Raw genomic sequence first — 18,904 nt, forward strand, 5'->3', positions numbered from 1 at the left:
CTAGATCGAGCCCTGCTTGTAAATCGGGCAGCCCATGCGATGAGCCGCCAACAAGGTCGACCGTAGGTCGGCGTGCGGCACACCCCACGAGCTGCCCGAGTAAGAGCGGGGCTCGATTGGCTGGACTGCCTTCGTGCGGGGCCCCTAGAGCACCGCGGTGGGGAAAAAGCGTGGGGTGAAGGGCATCCCCACCACCAGGCAAGTTTAGCGGTGCTCTCCCCCCACACGAAGGCAGTCCACCCAATCGAGCACAAACGTAACGGGTGTTGCGTACCAGCGGGCTCGGCTTTTAGAGAGTGAAAGATTTAGGGCAAGGGCAAGGGCAAGGGCAGGGGCGCAGGGGGTGGGGCCCTGTCAGGGGTTTGTGGGGACTCGGGCGGCTTTGAACTCGACCTTGCGGCGCAAGCGGAAGCCCAGGTTCTCGTAGAGGTTGATGGCGTTGGTGTTCGCGGCACCGGTGTGCAGGAACGGGGTTTCGCCTCTTGCCCTGATGCCGTGGGCTATCGCTCGCACCAGCCTTGTTGCCAGGCCTTGGCCCCGGTGGTCCTCGTCAGTGCAGACAGCGCTGATCTCGGTCCAGCCCGGTGGGTGGAGTCGTTCGCCTGCCATCGCGATCAGGGCGCCCTCGCGGCGGATTCCCAGGTAGGTGCCCAGTTCGATGGTCCTGGGTAGGAACGGACCCGGCTGGGTGCGCTGCACCAGGGCGAGCATCTCCGGTACGTCTGCCTTGGTGAGGAGGATCGCCTCCGGGTCGGGGGCCGTCCTGAGGGACTCGTCCACCAGTTGTACGCCGTCGATCGAGAAGGTGATCTCCCAGTCGGCCGGTGGGACGGCGGTGCCTGGCACGGTCACCTCGGCTCCGGGGCCTGCCAGGGTGGCGACGTCGGCCCAGGCCGAGGTGGGTGCGTCGTCGGCGAGGGCCAGGAATGGGGCGACGTCCAACGGATAGCGGGCGGCGTCGCCGTGGCGTTCGGCGAAGTGGGCGTGGGGGCCGGTCAGGGCTGCCCAGATCGGGTTGTCCAAGACACGTTCGTCAGCCACCACAACTCCCGTCCAGCACGGCACACCTGCTGTCCAGCATGCGTTCCGGCGTCCGTCGCGTCCATCCACTTGGCATGGTTCTCACATTCTGGTTGGCGCCCGGGCGCCCCGGCCCGATCACTAGTGTCGGGATCGGAACGGCGCTGGGGAGGCTGGGATGTCGTTGTATCTCGCGTTGGAGGCCGATGGGGCCGGGGCCCATCCGGCGGCCTGGCGGTTCTCGGCGGAGGTCCTCCGGCCCGCCGGGGTCAAGGTGGCGGAGGCGGCCGGGATCGCGTTGGTGACCTTCGCCGACTCACCCGTCCCGCCGGGAGGGTTCCCCGGCCGGCTGGAAGCTGTGGGGCGGGCCGCGTTCCTGAGCACCCGGACGAAGCGGATCGGGTTGGGGCCCGCGGTGCCGACCGCGACCACCGAACCGTTCCACGTGGCCGCGCAGCTCGCGAGTCTCGACCACGCGTCGCGGGGGCGCGCCGCGTGGGTGGTGACCGGGTCCACCGCTGAGGAGTTGGCCACGGTCGGGACCACCGGTCCGCCGGGTGAGGCCGCTGACGTCGTCCGGGTCGTGCGCGCGCTGTGGGACTCCTGGGAGGACGACGCGATCATCAAGGACGTCGCCACCGGGCGCTTCCTCGACCCGGCCAAGGTGCACCACGTCGACTTCGAGGGTGCCACCTTCAGCGTGAAGGGACCGCTGATCACCCCCCGTCCGCCGCAGGGCCAGCCGGTCGTCGTCGCGGCCGAGGGTCTCGGTGTGGACGCCGACATCACCCTCGTCACCGCGCCCAAGGCGGGCCCCGGCTTGGTCTTCGCCGAGCTCGACGTCGTCCTGGACACCGACGAGCCCGCCGCGGACCGGTTGGGGCGGCTCGACGACGCGGAACCGTGGCACTCCACCAGGATCCGGCACGTGGGGTCGGCCGCCGGTCTGGTGCGGCTGCTCGACGAGCTGCGCGGGGCGGTCGACGGTGTCCGGTTGCACCTGGCCGAGCTCGCGCTGGACCTGCCCGTGCTCGCCGAGCACGTCCTGCCCGCGCTGGACCTCCCGCCACAGCGGGAGACCTTGCGGGCCACGCTCGGGCTCGGCAAGCCCGCCAACCGGTTCGCCGCGACAGGGGGAGGTTCGCGATGAGCGCGCCCTACGACGAGAACGCGCAGGTGCACCTCGGCGTCTTCTACACCGGGGTCGGACCGCACTACCTGTGGGCGGACCCGTCCGCCGGGGAGCACAACGACATCGACACCATCGTCGAGGTCGCCCGCACCCTGGAGCGGGGCCTCTTCGACGCCTTCTTCTTCGGCGAGGGCCTGCGCGTGCGGGAGAACCGGGGCGAGATCCTCGCGCTTGACGTGGCCGGTCGGCCGGACGCCATCACCCACCTGTCCGCGCTGGCCGGGGCCACCGAGCGGATCGGTCTGGTGGCCACCCAGAACACCACCTACAACTTCCCCGCCGACCTGGCCCGTCGACTGGCCACTTTGGACTACTTGTCCGAGGGACGGGCGGGCTGGAACGTGGTCACCACCGACAACGCCTGGACCGGGGCCAACTTCCGGCGCGGCGGCTGGCTGCCGCACGAGCGCCGCTACGAGCGCGCCACCCAGTTCGTCGAGGCCGCCAAGGCGATCTGGGACGCCTGGGGCACCGACACCCAGGTCGAGCGGCACACCGACCTGGTCGACCTGCGCGCCGCGGCGACCGTGCCGCGCAGCCCGCAGGGCAGGCCGGTGCTGTTCCAGGCGGGCGACTCCCCCGGCGGCCGGGAGCTGGCCGCGCGGCACGCCGACGTGGTGTTCACCGCCAACACCGACTACCAGAAGGCCCTGGCCTACGCCGCCGACCTGCGCGCCCGGCTGGCCGCGCACGGGCGGTCGCCGGACTCGCTGCGCATCCTGCCCGGCGCGGCGGTGATCCTGGGCGACACCGTCGCCGAGGCGCAGGAGCGCGCCGAGTGGGTGCGCGGGCAGCAGATCAACCCGCAGCGGGCGATCGCGTTCCTGGAGCAGTACTGGGACGCCGATCTGTCCGGTTACGACCCGGATGGCCCGTTGCCCGACATCGAGCCCTCCGCGGCCGAGCTGGACCCCTCGCGCGGCACGATCTCGATCGCGGACCGCTCCGGCAAGCTCGACCGGATCCGGCAGTGGCGGCAGCTGGCCGAGGACAAGCAGCTCTCCATCCGGCAGCTGGTGCTCGAGGTGCAGCCGCGGGAGCGGGTCTTCATCGGCACGCCCTCGGGCATCGCCGACGAGTGGGCTCGCTACGTGCGCACCCGCGCGGTGGACGGGTTCAACATCACGCCCTACCTGGTCCCCTCCACTGTGGACGAGATCGTGGACCGGCTGGTCCCGCAGCTGCAGGAGCGCGGCGTGTACCGGACCGCCTACGAAGGCACAACGCTGCGCGAGCACCTGAACCTGGGCTAGCGAAACCCGGTTCGCCCACTGGGGATACTCAGGGCATGGTGGATGGGGTGGGCGGCAACCGCCTGGAGTGGCAGGCGGTCCCGGTGGGCGTGCGCGCGGTCGTCGAGGCGGCGCTGGGATCGGGCGTGGTGCGGGCGGTGAACCAGCGGGGCGGCTTCTCCCCCGGGCTGGCCGCCCGGGTCCGGCTGGCCGACGGCCGGGGTGTGTTCGTCAAGGCCGCGGGTCGGGCGCTCAACCCGGTCACCACCGACCTGCACCGCCGGGAGGCCTACGTCGCCGCCCGGCTGCCCGCGACCGTGCCCGCGCCCCGGCTGCTGTGGTGGCACGACGACGGCGACTGGGTGGTGCTGGTCTTCGAGGAGGTCGCGGGCCACCAGCCGACCCTGCCCTGGCAGCGCGCCGACTGGCACCGGGTGCACGCCGCGCTGGTGGGCCTGGCCGAGGTGCTCACCCCGAGCCCGGTCGAGGCGAACCCGATCAACGCCGACGGCGACGACTTCTCCGGCTGGCGCAGCCTGGCCGCCGACCCGGCGCTGGCCGCCCGGCTGGACCCGTGGTCGCGGGCCAACCTCGACCGGCTCGCCGAGCTGGAGCGCCGCTGGCCGGCCGCGGCGGCGGGCGAGACGCTGCTGCACGGCGACCCGCGCGCGGACAACCTGCTGCTCACCGCCGAGGGCGTGGTGTTCGTCGACTGGCCGCAGGCCGCCGTCGGGGCCCGCTGGGTCGACCTGCTGTGCATGCTGCCCAGCGTCGCCATGCAGGGCGGTCCCGACCCGGCCGAGACCTGGCGGACCTCGCCGCTGGCGCGCGGCGCCGACCCGGACGCGGTGAACGCCGTCCTGGCCGCGGTCACCGGCTACTTCGCCCACTCCGCGCTGCTGCCCGCCCCGCGGGGCCTGCCCCGGCTGCGCGACTTCCAGCGCGCCCAGGCCAGCCCGGCCCTGGCCTGGCTGCGGTCGCGCCTCTGAGCCCGCCGGCGGTCCGGACTGGACGGTCGGGCTCGGCCCCCATCGGGGGAACTCCCGACGCCGCCGCGGCGGCGCGGTATCCGGGGCCGCTCCCCGCGCTCTTCTCCTGGTGTGGCGAGCGGGTCATGGGGGCCGCTCGCCCGGACCCGAGGGGGAGCGATGGGGCTCATCGGCAAGATCGGCAAAGTCGGCAAGTTCGGCAAGGTCGGCAGCGTCTCAGTCCTGGTGGCGACGACCATCGCGGTGATCGGGCTGGGCGCGGGCACCGCGAGCGCCGACGCGCGCCAGGTGGCGGACGGGACCGACCCGATCCGCACCGGCTGCGCGAACGACGCGTTCACCGCACGGGAGGCCCGCGGCGCGCTCGGCGGGGTCGACCGGGTGCTGGTGGAGCTGCGCTACAGCCCACGCTGCAAGACCGCGTGGGCGCGGGTCACCACGCTCGGCATACCGGACTGCGTGCCCGGTTCGGACTTCTGCGGTCAGGCCATCGTGCACCGCGACAGCGACGGGCGGGAGCAGCACTGCGCCATCCCGGCCCGAGCGCACGGCTGCTACACCGCGCAGCTCAACGACAACCGCGTGACCTCGTACGCGTTCGGGTGGGCTGACGTCGGCGCGCACACCGCGTACGCGCAGACCGGTTCGTACCGCTGACCAGGACCGGCCCGGCGGTTCAGGGGGTCTGCCGGGCCGGTCCCCGTGGAATCCGCAGGCGCGGCGGGCGGGATGCGATCTAGCGTTGTCCGCATGAGACCTTCCGACGAGGTGCTGGCCTGGGTGTCCGAAGTGGCGGGTGCGGTGGTCACCGGGGTCACCGGGCTGCGCGCTGGCGGCACGCCGTGGATCGTGCGCTTCGCAGACGCGCCCGCGGTGGTGCTGCGCACCGCCGACGGCGACCACGACCGGTTCGGCGTCGAGGTCGCCGCACTCGCCGCGGCCGAGGAGCACGGGCTGCCCGCGCCGCGCCTGATCGCCTTCAACCCGCTGCTGCCCGCCATGGCCATGACCGCGCTCGCGGGCACCAGCAAGCTCACCGGTCCACCTTCGACGTCTCGCCTGCGCGCGCTGGGCGCGGTCACCGCGAGGCTGACCGCCCCGATGACACCGACGGACGCGCTGCCGCTGCGCGCGAAACCCTTGGACAGCGAGGAGTTCACCGCCCGCTCGCCCGCACAGGTCGAGGCGCTGGCCGCCGTGGCGGACTACGAACCGGCGCCCGCGCGCCCGGTCCTGGTGCACGGCGACCTGTGGCAGGGCAACACCGTCTGGGACGGCGACACCTGCCTGGGCATCGTCGACTGGGAGTACGCCGGGGTCGGACCGCACGGGGTCGACCTGGGTTCGCTGCGCTGCGACGTGGCCACCTCGGTCGGGGTCGAGGCGGTCGACGAGGTCCTCGCGGGCTGGGAAGCCGAGGCCGGCGGCCCCGCCGCGGAAGTCGCCTACTGGGACGTCATGGCCGGTCTGAGCACGCCGGCGGACATGGCGGACTGGTTGCCGGTGCTGCACGACCAGGGCCGCACCGACCTCGACGGACCCACCGCGACCGCGCGCCGGGACGCGTTCCTGCGGACCGCGATCGTCGCCCTCGGGCGATAGTGTTCGGACCATGTACGTCTCGCGGGTCCGGCTCGCCAACGTCCGCGGCTTCCACGACGGCCGGGCCGTCGACCTGGACCTGCGCAGGCCGGACGGCAGCTACGCGGGCTGGACGGTGCTCGCGGGTCGCAACGGGTCGGGCAAGACCTCGCTGCTGCGCGGCATCGCGCTCGCGGTCGGCGGCCCGGCGGCGGCGCGCACCCTGGTCGCCGACTTCGACAACTGGATCTCGGTCGGCAAGCCCGACGCGACCGCCGCCGTCCAGCTGACCTTCGACCCGAACTTCGAGCGGTTCAAGAAGGGCAGGCCGCCGGAGCGCCCGTTCTGGGCGGGCCTGCGCTGGACCGCCGCCGACGCCGAGGACACCGCGCGTGCCCGCCGCCCGGTGCAGCCCTCGCTGGAGGAGCACAGCGAGGACGGCCGGGCCAAGACCGCGCCGCGCAACGGACCGTGGCACGACAACCCATCCGGCTGGTTCTGCGCCGCCTACGGCCCGTTCCGCAGGCTGGTCGGCGGCACCGGCGACGTGCAGCGGCTGATGCTCGGCTCGGGCAGCGTGGCCCGGATGGCGAGCCTGTTCCACGAGGACGCCTCGCTGGCCGAGGGCGTGGCCTGGCTGATCGAGCAGCACCTGCGGGCGCTGGAGCGGCGCGAGGGGGCCCGCTACCTCAAGGAGTCCGCGCTGCGCATCCTCGGCGACGGCCTGCTGCCCGACGACTACCGGATCAACGAGGTCGACTCCGAGGGCCTGTGGGTCTCCGACGGCGGCCACCGGTTCCCGCTGCGCGAGATGAGCGACGGCTACCGCACCGTGGTGGCGCTGGTGGTCGACCTGCTCAAGCAGCTCTACGAGAGCTTCGGCGACCTGTACCTGGAGTCCACCGACAGCGGCGGCGCGGTGGTCGGCGTGCCCGGCGTGGTGATCATCGACGAGATCGACGCGCACCTGCACGTTTCCTGGCAGAAGCGGATCGGCGAGTGGCTCAAGCGGCACTTCCCGGCGATCCAGTTCATCGTCACCACGCACAGCCCCTACATCTGCCAGTCGGCCGACCCGGCGGGCCTGATCCGGCTGCCCGGCCCGGACCAGGACACCAGCCCGCAGACGGTGGACGACGACCTGTGGGAGCGGATCGTCTACGGCACCGGCGACGACGCGGTGCTCTCCGACCTGTTCGGCCTGGACACCGCCTACTCGGCGCGGGCGATCGTGCTGCGCCACGAGCTGGTGGAGCTGGAGCTGCGGGTGCTCGACGGCACCGCCGACGAGCGGCAGCGGGCCCGCTACCACGCGCTCAAGGGCACCCTGACCAGCTCACCGTCGTCGCGGGTCACCGAGGTGGCGGCGCGGATGATCGCGGGCGACGAGCACCGGTGATCAGGCTGACCCGCCCGCCGCTCCCCGGGGAGCTGGCGGACAACCTGCAGCGCGCGACGGACGGGCTCAAGTCGTTGAGCCGCAAGGAACAGGGCGCGAGGGCGCGCACCCTGTGGCGGTCCCGGTCGACGCTGCGCCAGGCCGTCGGGGCCCGGCTGCGGGAGTTCGCGCCGGGCCGTGAGCGGTGCATGTACTGCGGGGACAACCAGGGCACCGACATCGACCACTTCTCCCCGGTCGCGCTCACCCCGCTGCTGACCTTCGCCTGGGAGAACCACCTGCTGGCGTGCTCGGTGTGCAACAGCCACCACAAGCGCGACCAGTTCCCGCGCGACGACCGGGGCAGGCCGCTGCTGCTCGACCCGACCCGCGACGACCCGTTCGAGCACCTCGCGCTGTCGCTGACCCTGGGCCGCTACCTCCCGCTGACCGAGCGCGGCGAGGTCACCGAGCGGGTCTGCGGGCTCAACCGCGACATCCTGACCCGCGGCAGGCAGAACGCCCGCACCACCCTGGGTTTCCTGATCGGCAGCTGGCAGTCGGCCCGCTCGGTCGCCGACACCTCGACGATGGAGCAGGTCGTGCGCACGGTGCACGAGCAGCCCTTCGCCGACGTGGTGCAGGCGATGCTGCGCTACAGCACCCGCCCCGGCGCGGCCGAGGTGTTCGCCGACCTGCCGCCGGGGGTGCTGCGGGTGCTGCTGGACGAGGAGTTCCGGGCCCGGCTAGCGCTTGCGCGCTAGCGTCACGCCGTCGCGCACCGGCAGCATCACCGCGTCCACCCGCTCGTCGGCGACGACGAGGTCGTTGACCTCGCGGATCGCCCGCACGGCGTCGCCCTGCTCGGCCGGGTCCACCACGCGCCCGCCCTGCAGCACGTTGTCCAGCACGATGAGTCCGCCGGGTCGCAGCCGCGGCACGAGCTCGCCGTAGTAGCCCGCGTAGCCGACCTTGTCCGCGTCGATGAACGCGAAGTCGATCACCGGGTCGGTGGGCAGCGCGCGCAGCGTCTCCAGCGCGGGCGCGACGCGCAGCTCGATCCGGTCGGCCAGACCCGCGCGGTCCCAGTACTTGCGGGCGATGTCGGTCCACTCCTCGCTGACGTCGCAGGCCAGCAGCGTGCCGCCGTCGGCCAGGCCGCGGGCGAGGCAGATCGAGGAGTACCCGGTGAACACCCCGACCTCCACCGCGGAGCGCGCGCCGACCAGCCGCACCAGCATGGTCAGGAACTCGCCCTCGTCGTGCGAGATCTGCATCCGCGCGGCGTCCGGGAACGCGGCCGCGGTCTCGGCGGCCAGGTCGCGCAGCAGGTCGTCGGCGGGGTCGGAGTGCGCCACGAGGTAGGCGTCGAGCTCAGGGGTGAGGAGGTCCATGGTCGACATCTAAACGGAGCCGGGTGACCACGTCACCGGTAGTGCTCGAACGCACTGGCGATGCGGTCGCGGTCGGCGCCGTCGGCGAGCAGCAGGAGCAGCAGGACCCGCGCCTTGGCCGGGTCGAGGAAACCCGCGTGCAGCAGGCCGCGGTCGAGCAGGTCGCGTTCGGAGCCCGGGTAGCCGTAGGTGTGCCGCAGCACCGGGCCGGAGCCGGTGCGGGAGGCGAGCACGACCGGCACCCGGGCGGCCAGCCCGGCGACCAGCGGCACCATCCCGGCGGGCACGTGGCCCGCGCCCAGGCCGGCGAGCACGATGCCGTCGAAGGCGTCGCCGCCCCGGCGCAGGAGTTCGCCGTCGTCGCCGAGGGCGACGGTGACCAGGCCGACGCGCAGCTGGTCGACGTTCGGGCCCGCGGGCAGCCGCAGCGGCACCCGGGGCGTGCCGCGCAGCCGCGGCTCGCCCTCGACTACCAGGCCGAGCGGCCCGAAGCCGGGCGAGACGAACGCGGCGGTGCTGCTCGTGTGCCCCTTGCGGACGAACCGGGCGCCGTGCACCTCGTCGGACATGACCACCAGGGTGCCCAGCCCGCGGGCGGACTCGGCGGCGGCGACGTTGATCGCGGCGAACAGGTTGGCCGGGCCGTCGGCGCCCGCCGAGGTCGGCGCGCGCATGGCACCGGTGACCACGACCGGCACCGGGCTGTCCACGGTCAGGTCGAGGAAGATCGCGGTCTCCTCGATGGTGTCGGTGCCGTGCGTGACCACCACCCCGGTCGCCCCGGCATCGATCTCCGCGCGCACCGCGGCCGAGAGCGCCACCAGGTCGCCGAAGCCCAGCGACGGGCTGGGCAGCGAGCGCAGCCCGCGCGCGGTGATCTCCAGGTCCAGCTCGGCCAGCCCGGGCACGGCCACCACCAGGTCGGCGGCGTCCAGCGCGGGCACCACCCCGCCGCCCGCGCCCGGGGCCATGGCGATGGTGCCGCCCATGCCGATGACCGCGATCCGTCGCACCACGTCAAGCCTCCAGCAGGTCGAGCAGCGGTTCCCACGGGTCGTCCGGCGCGCCGTCGGCGATGAGCACGCCCGCCGCGCGAAGAGTCTCCAGGTGGGAGGTGAACAGTGGGTGGGCCCGCTGCGCCGGACCCGCCTGCGGGTGCACCACGACGCGGACCCCGGGGGTGCCGAGGGCCTCGCCGAGCGCGGTGAGCGCCTGGTTGTCCACGACGCCCAGGGCGAGCTTGGCGACCGAGTTCGCGGTCGCCGGGACGAACAGGAACGCGTCGGGCATCCGGTAGGGCTTGGGCTCGGTGGACAGCCGGGACTCGCTGCGCACCGGCAGGTCGGTCAGGGCCTGCAGCCGCCCGGTCTCCCCCGTCGCGTCCATCCAGCGGCCCGCGGTGGGGGTGAAGGTGATCGCCAACCGCCACCCCCTCGCCACCGCGGGCTCGGCGACCTCGGCGCGCAGCCTGCGGTCGAGCCCGCCGCCCGCCGCGGACACCAGGCCGAGGACGCGCCCGCTCACTTGCGCAGCAGGGCGCAGAACATGGCGTCGGTGCCGTGCCGGTGCGGCCAGAGCTGCACGTACGGCCCGTCGCCGAGACCGGGCATCTCCGGGAACGACTCGCGCGCGTCGAGGACGGTGACCCCGGTCTTGCGGATCACGTCGGCCAGCACGCCCTCGGTCTCGGCCAGGTGCGGCGAGCAGACCACGTAGGCCACCACGCCGCCCGGGCGCACCAGGTCGAGCGCGCTGAGTAGCAGCTCGCGCTGCAGCTTGGTCAGGTCGCCGACGTCCTCCGGGCGCCGCCGCCACCGCGCCTCGGGCCTGCGCCGCAGCGCGCCCAGACCGGTGCACGGCGCGTCGACCAGGACCCGGTCGAAGGTGCCCGACAGGCCCGGCTCGCGGCCGTCGCCGACGTGCACGGTGACCGGGAGGCCCTTGGTGATCTGCTCGACCAGCTTGGCCCGGTGCGGCGCCTGCTCGACCGCGTCCAGGGTGCCGCCGTTGATCCCGACGAGCGCACCGAGCAGCGCGGCCTTGCCGCCGGGGCCCGCGCACAGGTCGAGCCAGCGGGTGTCGGCGCCCTCGACCTCCGGGCGGGTCAGCGCGACCGCGCACAGCTGGCTGCCCTCGTCCTGCACACCCGCCATCCGCTCGCGGATCGGCTCCAGGTCGCCCGGGTCGCCCGCGCCGGCCTCCAGCCGGACCCCGTACGGCGAGTAGGGCGCGGGGTCGCCGCCGGTCATCGCGGCCAGCTCGTCCGCGCTGACCTCGCCGGGCCGGGCGACCAGGTGCACGGCGGGCCGCTCGTCGTCGGCACGCAGCGCGTCGGCGAGCTCCTCGCCGGTGCTGCCCAGCGCGTCGGCGAACGCGCGGGCGACCCAGCGCGGGTGCGCGGTGCGCACGGCCAGGTTGCCCACCGGGTCGGTGGTCGCGTCCGGGGCGATCCGGTCCAGCCAGCCCGGCTCGTCGAGCTCGGCGACCTTGCGCAGCACCGCGTTGGCGAAGCCGGTGACCCGCGACCCCAGCTCGTTGCGCACCAGGTCGACGGTCGAGGCGACCGCGGCGTGCGAGGGGATGCGGGTGCGCAGCAGCTGGTAGGCGCCCAGCCGCAGGGCGTCGAGCAGCACCGGCTCCACCTTGGCCAGCGGCCGGTCGCAGCACTCGGTGAGGATCTCGTCGAGCAGCCCGAGCGCGCGGGAGGTGCCGTAGGTCAGCTCGGTGGCCAGCGCCGCGTCCCGACCGGTGATCCGGCGGTCGCGCAGCATCTTGGGCAGCACCAGGTTGGCGTAGGCGTCGTCGTGGCGCACCGCGCGCAGCGTGTCCAGCGCGGCGCGGCGGGCCGGGTCGTCGCTCGGCGGTCGGGCCGGGGTGTCCGGCCGCTTCGGCGGGTGCGCGCGCTGCGGTCGGGACGGGCGGTGCGGCCGCCTGCCGGGCTGGGTCACGTGAGCCGCTCCCCGGCCTCGACGCGCGAGCCGCGGGCCCAGTCGGGCGCCCGCATCCGCTTCTTGCCCTGGGCTTGGACCTCGCCCAGGCTGACCGGCCAGGTAGCCGTGCCCACCAGGACCCGCTTGCGTTCCACCAGGATCTCGCCCGCCTGTAGTTCGATGTCGGACTCGGCCCGGGTGACCGGGCCGAGCTTGAGCCGTTCGCCGCGGAACCCCGCCCAGGCACCCGGTTCCGGGGTGACCGCGCGGATGCGCCGGTCGACCGCCTGGCCGGGCCGGCTGAAGTCGGCGCGCGCGTCGTCCACGCTGATCTTGGGGGCGTGGCTGACCCCGTCGGCGGGCTGCTCGACCGGGGTGAGCGAGCCGTCGGCGATACCGTCCACAGTGGACAACAGTAGCCCGGCGCCCGCCGCGGCGAGCCGCTCGAGCAGCTCGCCCGCGGTGTCGGTCGGGCGCACCGGCTCGGTGAGCACGCCGAACACCGGGCCCGCGTCGAGCGCCTTGACGATGCGGAACGTGCTGGCCCCGGTGATCTCGTCGCCGTGCCACACCGCGGCCTGCACGGGGGCGGCGCCGCGCCACGCGGGCAGCAGCGAGAAGTGCAGGTTCACCCAGCCGTGCGGCGGGATGTCGAGCGCGGACTGCGGCAGCAAACCGCCGTAGGCGACCACCGGGCAGCAGTCCGGGGCGATCTCGCGCAGCCGCGCCTGGAAGTCCTTGTCGGACGCCTTCACCGGGGTGAGCACCTCGATGCCGTGCTCGTCGGCCAGCGCGCCGACCGGCGAGCGCAGCACCTGCCGACCGCGCCCGGCGGGTGCGTCGGGCCGGGTGACCACGGCGGCGACCTCGTGGCCGGAGGCGATCAGCGCGCGCAGCGACGGCAGCGCGACCTCGGGCGTGCCCGCGAACACCAGGCGCATCAACGGGTCCCGAACAGCGGGTGCGGGCTCTGCTTCACCGTCGGCACGGCACCGTCGAACCAGGACGCCTGCCGGATCTCGGCCATCGCCTGCTTGCGGGTCTGCTCGTCGAGGCGGTCGAGGAAGAGCACGCCGTCGAGGTGGTCGGTCTCGTGCTGGACGCAGCGGGCCAGCAGGTCGCTCCCCTGGATCTCCACCGGCTCGCCGTGCATGTCCCAGCCGCGGGCCACGACGTTGCGGTGGCGCACGCAGTCCCAGTACAGACCGGGGATCGACAGGCAGCCCTCCTGCCCGTCCTGGGTCTGTTCGTCCAGCGCGGTCCACACCGGGTTGACCAGGTGCCCCTCGGCGCCGTCGCAGTGGTAGGTGAACACCCGCAGGCCCACCCCGAGCTGCGGCGCGGCCAGCCCGGCGCCGCCCTGGTCGCTCATCGTGTCCCACAGGTCGCGCACCAGGTTGCGCAGCTCCCGGTCGAAGTCGACCACCTCGGCGGCGGGCGTGCGCAGCACCGGGTCGCCGAATAGCCGGATCTGCTGGACGGTCACGGGACTCCCCTTCGAGCGCGCGGTGCGGTCCGGCCAGTCTATTCACCCCGATGGCGCAGGGCCGCAACGCGGGAGCGTGGTGCGGACACCTCCTGTCGTGACCATCACCGACCCGTCGACCCGGGGGGCGAGCGAGCTGGACGCGAGCCGGACCGCCGACCCGGACACGTCGCTGTGGCGGCGGGCGGCCGCGGGCGAGCGGGAGGCGTTCGGGGCGCTGTTCGAACGGCACGCCGAGGCGCTGTGGAACCACTGCTACCGGCTCACCGGTTCCTGGGCGCTGGCCGAGGACATCACCTCGGCGACGTTCCTTACGGCCTGGGCCAAGGTCGGCGGCATCACCCTGGTGCGCGAAAGCGCGCTGCCCTGGCTCTACGCCGTGGCGGGCAACATCGTCCGCACCGAGAACCGCCGCACGGCGCGGTTCGCGCGCGCCGTGCGCAGGCTCCCCGAGGACGGCACCGCCGAGGACCACGCCGAGGCGGTGGCGCACCGGGTGGACGTGGACCGCCGCACCCGGGAGGTCGCCACCGCGGTCGCCCGCCTGCCCCGCGCCGAGCGGGAGGCGGTCGAGCTGTGCCTGCTCGGCGAGCTGTCGACGGTCGACGCCGCGACGCTGCTGGGGATCGCCGAGGCCAGCGTGCGCGCCCGGCTCAGCCGCGCCCGCGGACGGCTGCGGACGCTCCTGGAGGTGACCCCGTGACCGAGGACTGGACCCCACCGCTCCCACCGCGGCGCGAGCTGCCCGACGCCGTGCGCGCCCGACTGCGCGCACGGGTGCTGGGACCGGACCACCGCGCGCCCTCCTGGCTGGGGTCGGGCACGCCGCTCGCGGTGGCCGCCGCCGTGGCCCTGCTGGTGGCCTGCGCGGCGGTGCTGATGCCGATCGGGCGGACCGTCCAGCCCGGGGCGGGGGTGTCGCTGCGGCAGGAGGAGTCACCACTGGACCGCTGCTGGGCCGCGGTGGTCGCCGCGGGCCGCACCGCGGACTACCCGCCGCGGGCGAGCTGGCGGATCGGCGCGCGCTTCGGCGAGGTGGCACCGATCGTGGTCGCCATCCGCACGTCGGGGCGCCCGGTGCTGTGCGAGACGACGCTGACCGCGGTGACCGTGTCGGACCCGACGGCTCCCGACCCCGGGGGCGACGGGGCGCCGCTGGCGCTGCTGGCCACCTCGGCCGGGTCGCTGGGCGGGGTCGTGGGCAGCCGGTGGGCCGCGATGACCGTCCGCACCGCGGACCAGGCGCCGGTGCGGCCGTTCGCGGTCGTCGACGGCGTGTGGCTCGTCCCCACCCCGGTCGCCCGGGCCAGGGAGCTCCCCTCGGCCCAGCTCATCGGGCCGCGGCGGGAGGCGAGCACCACGCCGCCGGTGACCCAGGACGAGCCGGTCTCGGTGCTCGGCCCGGGGGTCGCGGTGGTCGACCGGCCCGCGGCGACCGGGCAGCGGACCAGCCCGGAGGGCCGGTTCCTCGGCACGTGCATCGCCCAGTCGACGCGGCCGGTGCCCGACCCGCTGAGCTGGACGGCCGGGGCGATGACCCCGAGCACGGGCGACACGCTCGTGCTGGCGCGCAGCGGAACGGCGCTGGCCGAGTGCGCGGCGCGCGAGCGGGACGGCCGCAGCACCTACGAGTTCCGCGTCGTGAGCCCGTCGGTGGTGCACGACCGACCGGTCCGCTACCTGCGGACCTACCGGTGCCGCGAGGGCACCTGGGTGGTCGGGGTGGTGCGCGGGGTGTACGCCACGATGACGGTCGGGCCGCCGGGCGGCGGGACCGCCACCGAGGTGCCGCTGTCCGGCGGGACGTTCGCGCTGCGGATCTCCGACGAGACCGGCGACGGTGGCCCGGGCACCCTCCCGCGCGGACTGCGGGTGCGGCTGCTGGGCGCGCTGGAAGGCCCCTACGAGGGGGAGTTGGCGGCGTCGTGAGCCCGGTCAGATCAGCTCGAGGGGGTCGAGCTGGACGCGCAGGGGGTCGGGGTCCTTGCGGGCGGTGCGCACGGCCTGGGCGTGGGCCAGGGCCGCCGCCAGCGCGCGGCCGTGCGCGCGGTCGACCCGGATCAGGGCGCGCTCGCGGACCGCCTGGCCGTCGGCGTCGGGTTCGCCGAGTGGCACCGGGCCCAGGACCTCGCCGCTCGGGGGGAGCGGCAGGTCGGCGAGGAGCCGGTCGACGGCGCTGGGGGGACCGTCGACCGAGGCCATGCGGACGGCCGGGGGGAAGCCGAGCTCCGCACGGGCCGCGAGCTCCACGCCCGCGTGCCACACCGGGTCCCAGCGGACCAGGGCCTGCACCGGCGTGGTGGCCGACTCGGCCAGCACGACGACGCGGCCGCCCTGGCCGCCGGGGCGCACGAGGGCCGCGGCGGTCATCCAGCGGCGCAGGCCCTCCTCGGACGCGCGCAGGTCGGCGCGGCCGAGGAGGGCCCAGCCGTCGAGCAGCAGCGCGGCGCCGTAGCCGCCGTCGGCGACCGGTTCCGCGCCGGGGGTGGCCACCACCAGCGCGGGTTTTGAGTCCACTGTGGACAACACCTCGGCGGCACCGGAGGTCCGGACCGGGAAGCCGCTGAACGCCCGGCCCAGCTCCTCGGCGGTCCGCCGCGCGCCGATGACGGCCGCGCGCAGTTTGCGGGAACCGCAGTGCTGGCAACGGAAGTTGGCGTCGGTCGCCGCGCACCACCGGCAGGCCGGGGGTTTCGCGTCGCCCGCAGGGAGACCGAGTGGACCCGCGCACCGCCTGCACCGCGCAGGCGTGCGACAGTCCTGGCAGGTCAACGACGGCACATAACCCCGGCGCGGTACCTGCACCAGCACCGGGTGGCCCGCGGTCAGCGATGCCCGGGCCGCCTCGAACGCCACCGACGGGATCCGGGCCGTGCGCGCGGCCGGGTCGCGCGCGAGCTGCGAGTCGTGCTCGCCGATCGCGGTCACCCGGGGCGCCGCGGCCCGCACCTGGTCCCTGGTCGCCACGATCTGCGGCGCCCACCCCGATTCCGAGAGCAGCTGGGCCTCGGCCGTGCGGGCGAACCCGGCCACGAGCAGCGCGGCACCGCTGAGGGTGGCCCGCTGGATGAGCACGTCGCGCACGTGCGGGTAGGGCGAACGGGGGTCGGAGTGCTGGTCGTCGCCGTCGTCCCAGACCACCAGCACGCCCGGGTCGGCGACCGGCGCGTACGCGGTGGCCCGGGTGCCCACCACGATCCGCGCGACACCCCGGCACACCGCGAGCCAGCCCCGATATCGCTTGGCTGGCCCCAAATCCGCGGACAGCGCTACGACCGCGTCCGCCCCCGCCAACGCGACGCACGCCGCGTGCACCCGGGCGACGTCACGGTGGTCGGGCACCACCAGTACCGCGCCCCGGCCCGCCGCCGCCGCGGTGGCGGCGACCTCGGCGAGCCGCGCGGGCCAGTCCTCCCCCGGCAACGCCTGCCACACAGCGTGTGCCTGCCTGCCGGCGCGCAACGCGTCCAAGAAGGCGCTGCCACGCGGGTAACGCGCCCAGCCCGCCGGATCGGGCGGTTCCGGCACGGGTGCGCGTTCCGGCGGCTCCTCGGCCTCGACGCGGGCGTGCCGGGGCGGGATGGCGAGCCGGAGGACGTCGATCATGGTCCCGCCGTAGCGGTCGGCGACCGCCCGGCACAGCTCGGCGACCTCCGGGGCCAGCACCGGTTCCGCCGAGACCACCCGATCGAGGAACAGCAGCTTCTGCGGGTCGACGTCGGAGCGCTCCACGCGCTCGATCAGGAACCCGTCCACGAGCTGTCGGCTGAACCGCACCCGGACCCGGCAGCCGACCACCGCCTCGGCGTCGACCTTGTCCGGCACCAGGTAGTCGAAGGTCCGGTCCAGGTGCGCCAAGGGCGCGTCGACCTGCACGCGGGCCACCGGGAGGGTCGCCGCGGGTACTGGCCTGCCCTTGGCGGGTCGCGGTGGCGCGGGGGCGGCCTCGACGGGTGCGGGGGCGACCTCGACGTCGAAGAGCGCGTCGGGGTCGGGTGCGGACATGGCCGCTGGTCTACCAGACCTCAGCGCGGGTCGTCCGAGTGGTAGGCCGCGTACATGGCGACGATCTCGTCCCGGTCGCCGCCGCGCGCCTCCTCGCGGATCCGCCGGTTCAGCCCGACCGGGTAGCCGTGCTTGATCAGCCTGCGCTCGCTCGCGTCCTCCATGAACGACAGCGAGAAGTACAGGCCGGTGAGGTAGCCCCCGGCGATCATCGACAGCCGCAGCGACAGGGGGCCGGGCACGAACAGGATCAGCCAGAGTGGCAGGAACAGCACCATCACCCGGGCGAAGTGGCGCAGCACCCAGGTGCGCGCGGTCAGGTCGTGCAGCACCCAGTGCCGGTACTGGTCCGGCAGCGTGCCGCCCACCGCGTAGCGGAGCCAACGCAGTGGGCCGGGCCGTCGGGGACGCATGCCGGGAATGCTAGGCACAGTCTCAGGTCGCACAACGAATCACCTCCCCTCCCGGGTACCCGGGAGGGGAGGTGATAAGCGCGGTGCGTCAGGCGTTGACGGCGCTCTTGAGCGCGTCGGCCCGGTCCGTGGTCTCCCACGGCAGGTCCAGCTCCGGGCGGCCGAAGTGCCCGTAGGCGGCGGTCTGGGCGTAGATCGGGCGCAGCAGGTCCAGGTCGCGGATGATCGCGGCGGGCCGCAGGTCGAACACCTCGCGGATCGCGGCCTGGATCTTCGCCGGGTCCACGTTCTCGGTACCGAAGGTCTCCACGAACAGGCCCACCGGGGCGGCCTTGCCGATCGCGTAGGCCACCTGCACCTCGATCCGCGCGGCCAGGCCCGCGGCGACCGCGTTCTTGGCGACCCAGCGCATCGCGTAGGCGGCCGAACGGTCGACCTTCGACGGGTCCTTGCCCGAGAACGCGCCACCGCCGTGCCGGGCCATCCCGCCGTAGGTGTCGACGATGATCTTGCGACCGGTCAGCCCGGCGTCGCCCATCGGACCGCCGATGACGAACCGACCGGTCGGGTTCACCAGCAGCCGCACGTCGGAGGTGTCGATGCCCAGCTCGGCGATCTCGGGCAGCACCACCTGCTCGCGCACGTCCACGCCCAGCAGCTTCTCCAGGTCGACGCCCTCGGCGTGCTGGCTGGAGACGACCACCGTGTCGAGCCGGACGGCCTTGTCACCGTCGTACTCGATGGTCACCTGGGTCTTGCCGTCGGGGCGCAGGTAGGGCAGCACGCCGTCCTTGCGGACCTTGGTCAGCCTGCGGGCGAGCCGGTGCGCCAGCGCGATCGGCAACGGCATCAACTCGGGGGTGTCGGTGCAGGCGTAACCGAACATCAGGCCCTGGTCGCCCGCGCCCTGGCGGTCGATCTCATCCGAGGCGTTCTCCACCCGGGTCTCGTGCGCGGTGTCCACGCCCTGGGCGATGTCCGGCGACTGCGCGCCGATCGCGACGTTGACCCCGCAGGAGTTGCCGTCGAATCCCTTGGCCGACGAGTCGTAACCGATGCGCAGGATCACCTCGCGCACGATGCTCGGGATGTCCGCGTAGGCCTCGGTCGTCACCTCACCGGCGACGTGCACCTGGCCGGTGGTGACCAAGGTCTCCACCGCCACCCGGGAGCGGGGGTCCTTCGACAGCAGCGCGTCCAGCACCGAGTCGCTGATCGCGTCGCAGATCTTGTCCGGGTGGCCCTCGGTCACTGACTCAGATGTGAACAGCCTGCGGCTGCCAG

At 74.3% G+C, this 18,904-nt stretch carries 19 protein-coding genes; 9 read left to right on the forward strand and 10 right to left on the reverse strand.

The annotated features are described in order from the left end of the window. Positions 1 to 354: 354 nt before the first annotated feature. Positions 355 to 1,041 (reverse strand): GNAT family N-acetyltransferase, encoded by a 687-nt coding sequence (locus QSK30_RS33205; RefSeq protein ID WP_285509072.1) that lies wholly within the window; start codon positions 1,039 to 1,041, stop codon positions 355 to 357. Between the two features lie 157 nt (positions 1,042 to 1,198). Here QSK30_RS33205 and QSK30_RS33210 point away from each other — a divergent pair, with 157 nt between their 5' ends. The 7 genes from QSK30_RS33210 (at position 1,199) to QSK30_RS33240 (ending at position 8,156) form a co-directional block, all read left to right on the forward strand. Then, positions 1,199 to 2,170: an LLM class flavin-dependent oxidoreductase gene (locus QSK30_RS33210; RefSeq protein WP_285509074.1), complete on the forward strand. Its 972-nt coding sequence runs from the start codon at positions 1,199 to 1,201 to the stop codon at positions 2,168 to 2,170. Then, positions 2,167 to 3,465 (forward strand): LLM class flavin-dependent oxidoreductase, encoded by a 1,299-nt coding sequence (locus tag QSK30_RS33215; protein ID WP_285509075.1) that lies wholly within the window; start codon positions 2,167 to 2,169, stop codon positions 3,463 to 3,465. Before QSK30_RS33210 ends, QSK30_RS33215 begins: the two co-directional genes overlap by 4 nt. A 35-nt stretch (positions 3,466 to 3,500) precedes the next feature. Beyond that, complete coding sequence (locus QSK30_RS33220) at positions 3,501 to 4,433, forward strand: phosphotransferase family protein (protein WP_285509077.1); 933 nt, start codon at positions 3,501 to 3,503, stop codon at positions 4,431 to 4,433. Positions 4,434 to 4,592: 159 nt separating this feature from the next. After that, positions 4,593 to 5,090: a DUF2690 domain-containing protein gene (locus QSK30_RS33225; RefSeq protein WP_285509078.1), complete on the forward strand. Its 498-nt coding sequence runs from the start codon at positions 4,593 to 4,595 to the stop codon at positions 5,088 to 5,090. Between the two features lie 93 nt (positions 5,091 to 5,183). Beyond that, positions 5,184 to 6,035, forward strand: coding sequence for a phosphotransferase (locus QSK30_RS33230; protein WP_285509080.1), 852 nt, complete (start codon positions 5,184 to 5,186; stop codon positions 6,033 to 6,035). Between the two features lie 10 nt (positions 6,036 to 6,045). After that, on the forward strand, positions 6,046 to 7,413 hold the full coding sequence (locus QSK30_RS33235) for an AAA family ATPase (protein ID WP_285509082.1): 1,368 nt from the start codon (positions 6,046 to 6,048) through the stop codon (positions 7,411 to 7,413). Further along, on the forward strand, positions 7,410 to 8,156 hold the full coding sequence (locus tag QSK30_RS33240) for an HNH endonuclease family protein (protein ID WP_285509084.1): 747 nt from the start codon (positions 7,410 to 7,412) through the stop codon (positions 8,154 to 8,156). Before QSK30_RS33235 ends, QSK30_RS33240 begins: the two co-directional genes overlap by 4 nt. On the opposite strand, the gene QSK30_RS33245 is transcribed toward QSK30_RS33240, so the two are convergent. Genes QSK30_RS33245 through def form a run of 6 tightly spaced genes read right to left on the reverse strand, consistent with a single transcriptional unit; the run spans position 8,139 to position 13,202 of the window. Next, positions 8,139 to 8,786 carry an O-methyltransferase gene (locus QSK30_RS33245; protein WP_285509086.1) on the reverse strand — a complete coding sequence of 216 codons (648 nt, stop codon included), beginning with the start codon at positions 8,784 to 8,786 and terminating at the stop codon, positions 8,139 to 8,141. The genes QSK30_RS33240 and QSK30_RS33245 overlap by 18 nt on opposite strands. A 32-nt stretch (positions 8,787 to 8,818) precedes the next feature. Next, on the reverse strand, positions 8,819 to 9,799 hold the full coding sequence (locus QSK30_RS33250) for an asparaginase (protein WP_285509088.1): 981 nt from the start codon (positions 9,797 to 9,799) through the stop codon (positions 8,819 to 8,821). A 4-nt stretch (positions 9,800 to 9,803) separates the two neighbouring features. Then, positions 9,804 to 10,310, reverse strand: coding sequence for a flavoprotein (locus QSK30_RS33255; RefSeq protein WP_285509089.1), 507 nt, complete (start codon positions 10,308 to 10,310; stop codon positions 9,804 to 9,806). Next, positions 10,307 to 11,734, reverse strand: a complete 1,428-nt coding sequence (locus tag QSK30_RS33260; RefSeq protein WP_285509090.1) for an RsmB/NOP family class I SAM-dependent RNA methyltransferase — start codon at positions 11,732 to 11,734, stop codon at positions 10,307 to 10,309. Before QSK30_RS33260 ends, QSK30_RS33255 begins: the two co-directional genes overlap by 4 nt. Beyond that, positions 11,731 to 12,657 carry a methionyl-tRNA formyltransferase gene (gene fmt / locus QSK30_RS33265; RefSeq protein ID WP_285509091.1) on the reverse strand — a complete coding sequence of 309 codons (927 nt, stop codon included), beginning with the start codon at positions 12,655 to 12,657 and terminating at the stop codon, positions 11,731 to 11,733. Before fmt ends, QSK30_RS33260 begins: the two co-directional genes overlap by 4 nt. Then, positions 12,657 to 13,202 (reverse strand): peptide deformylase, encoded by a 546-nt coding sequence (gene def, locus QSK30_RS33270; RefSeq protein ID WP_285509092.1) that lies wholly within the window; start codon positions 13,200 to 13,202, stop codon positions 12,657 to 12,659. Before def ends, fmt begins: the two co-directional genes overlap by 1 nt. Positions 13,203 to 13,305: 103 nt before the next feature. Here def and QSK30_RS33275 point away from each other — a divergent pair, with 103 nt between their 5' ends. Continuing rightward, positions 13,306 to 13,905: an RNA polymerase sigma factor gene (locus tag QSK30_RS33275; RefSeq protein ID WP_285509128.1), complete on the forward strand. Its 600-nt coding sequence runs from the start codon at positions 13,306 to 13,308 to the stop codon at positions 13,903 to 13,905. Continuing rightward, complete coding sequence (locus tag QSK30_RS33280) at positions 13,902 to 15,131, forward strand: hypothetical protein (RefSeq protein WP_285509094.1); 1,230 nt, start codon at positions 13,902 to 13,904, stop codon at positions 15,129 to 15,131. Before QSK30_RS33275 ends, QSK30_RS33280 begins: the two co-directional genes overlap by 4 nt. Positions 15,132 to 15,137: 6 nt before the next feature. On the opposite strand, the gene QSK30_RS33285 is transcribed toward QSK30_RS33280, so the two are convergent. The 3 genes from QSK30_RS33285 to metK form a co-directional block, all read right to left on the reverse strand. Then, entirely contained in the window at positions 15,138 to 17,207 is a 2,070-nt protein-coding gene (locus QSK30_RS33285; protein WP_285509095.1) for a primosomal protein N', read from the reverse strand. A 20-nt stretch (positions 17,208 to 17,227) separates the two neighbouring features. Next, positions 17,228 to 17,620, reverse strand: a complete 393-nt coding sequence (locus QSK30_RS33290) for a DUF5313 family protein (RefSeq protein ID WP_285509097.1) — start codon at positions 17,618 to 17,620, stop codon at positions 17,228 to 17,230. Between the two features lie 88 nt (positions 17,621 to 17,708). After that, on the reverse strand, positions 17,709 to 18,890 hold the full coding sequence (gene metK, locus QSK30_RS33295) for a methionine adenosyltransferase (protein WP_285509129.1): 1,182 nt from the start codon (positions 18,888 to 18,890) through the stop codon (positions 17,709 to 17,711). Positions 18,891 to 18,904: the final 14 nt, after the last annotated feature.

Source organism: Actinokineospora sp. NBRC 105648 (assembly GCF_030269645.1).
In the GTDB taxonomy this organism is placed as follows: domain Bacteria; phylum Actinomycetota; class Actinomycetes; order Mycobacteriales; family Pseudonocardiaceae; genus Actinokineospora.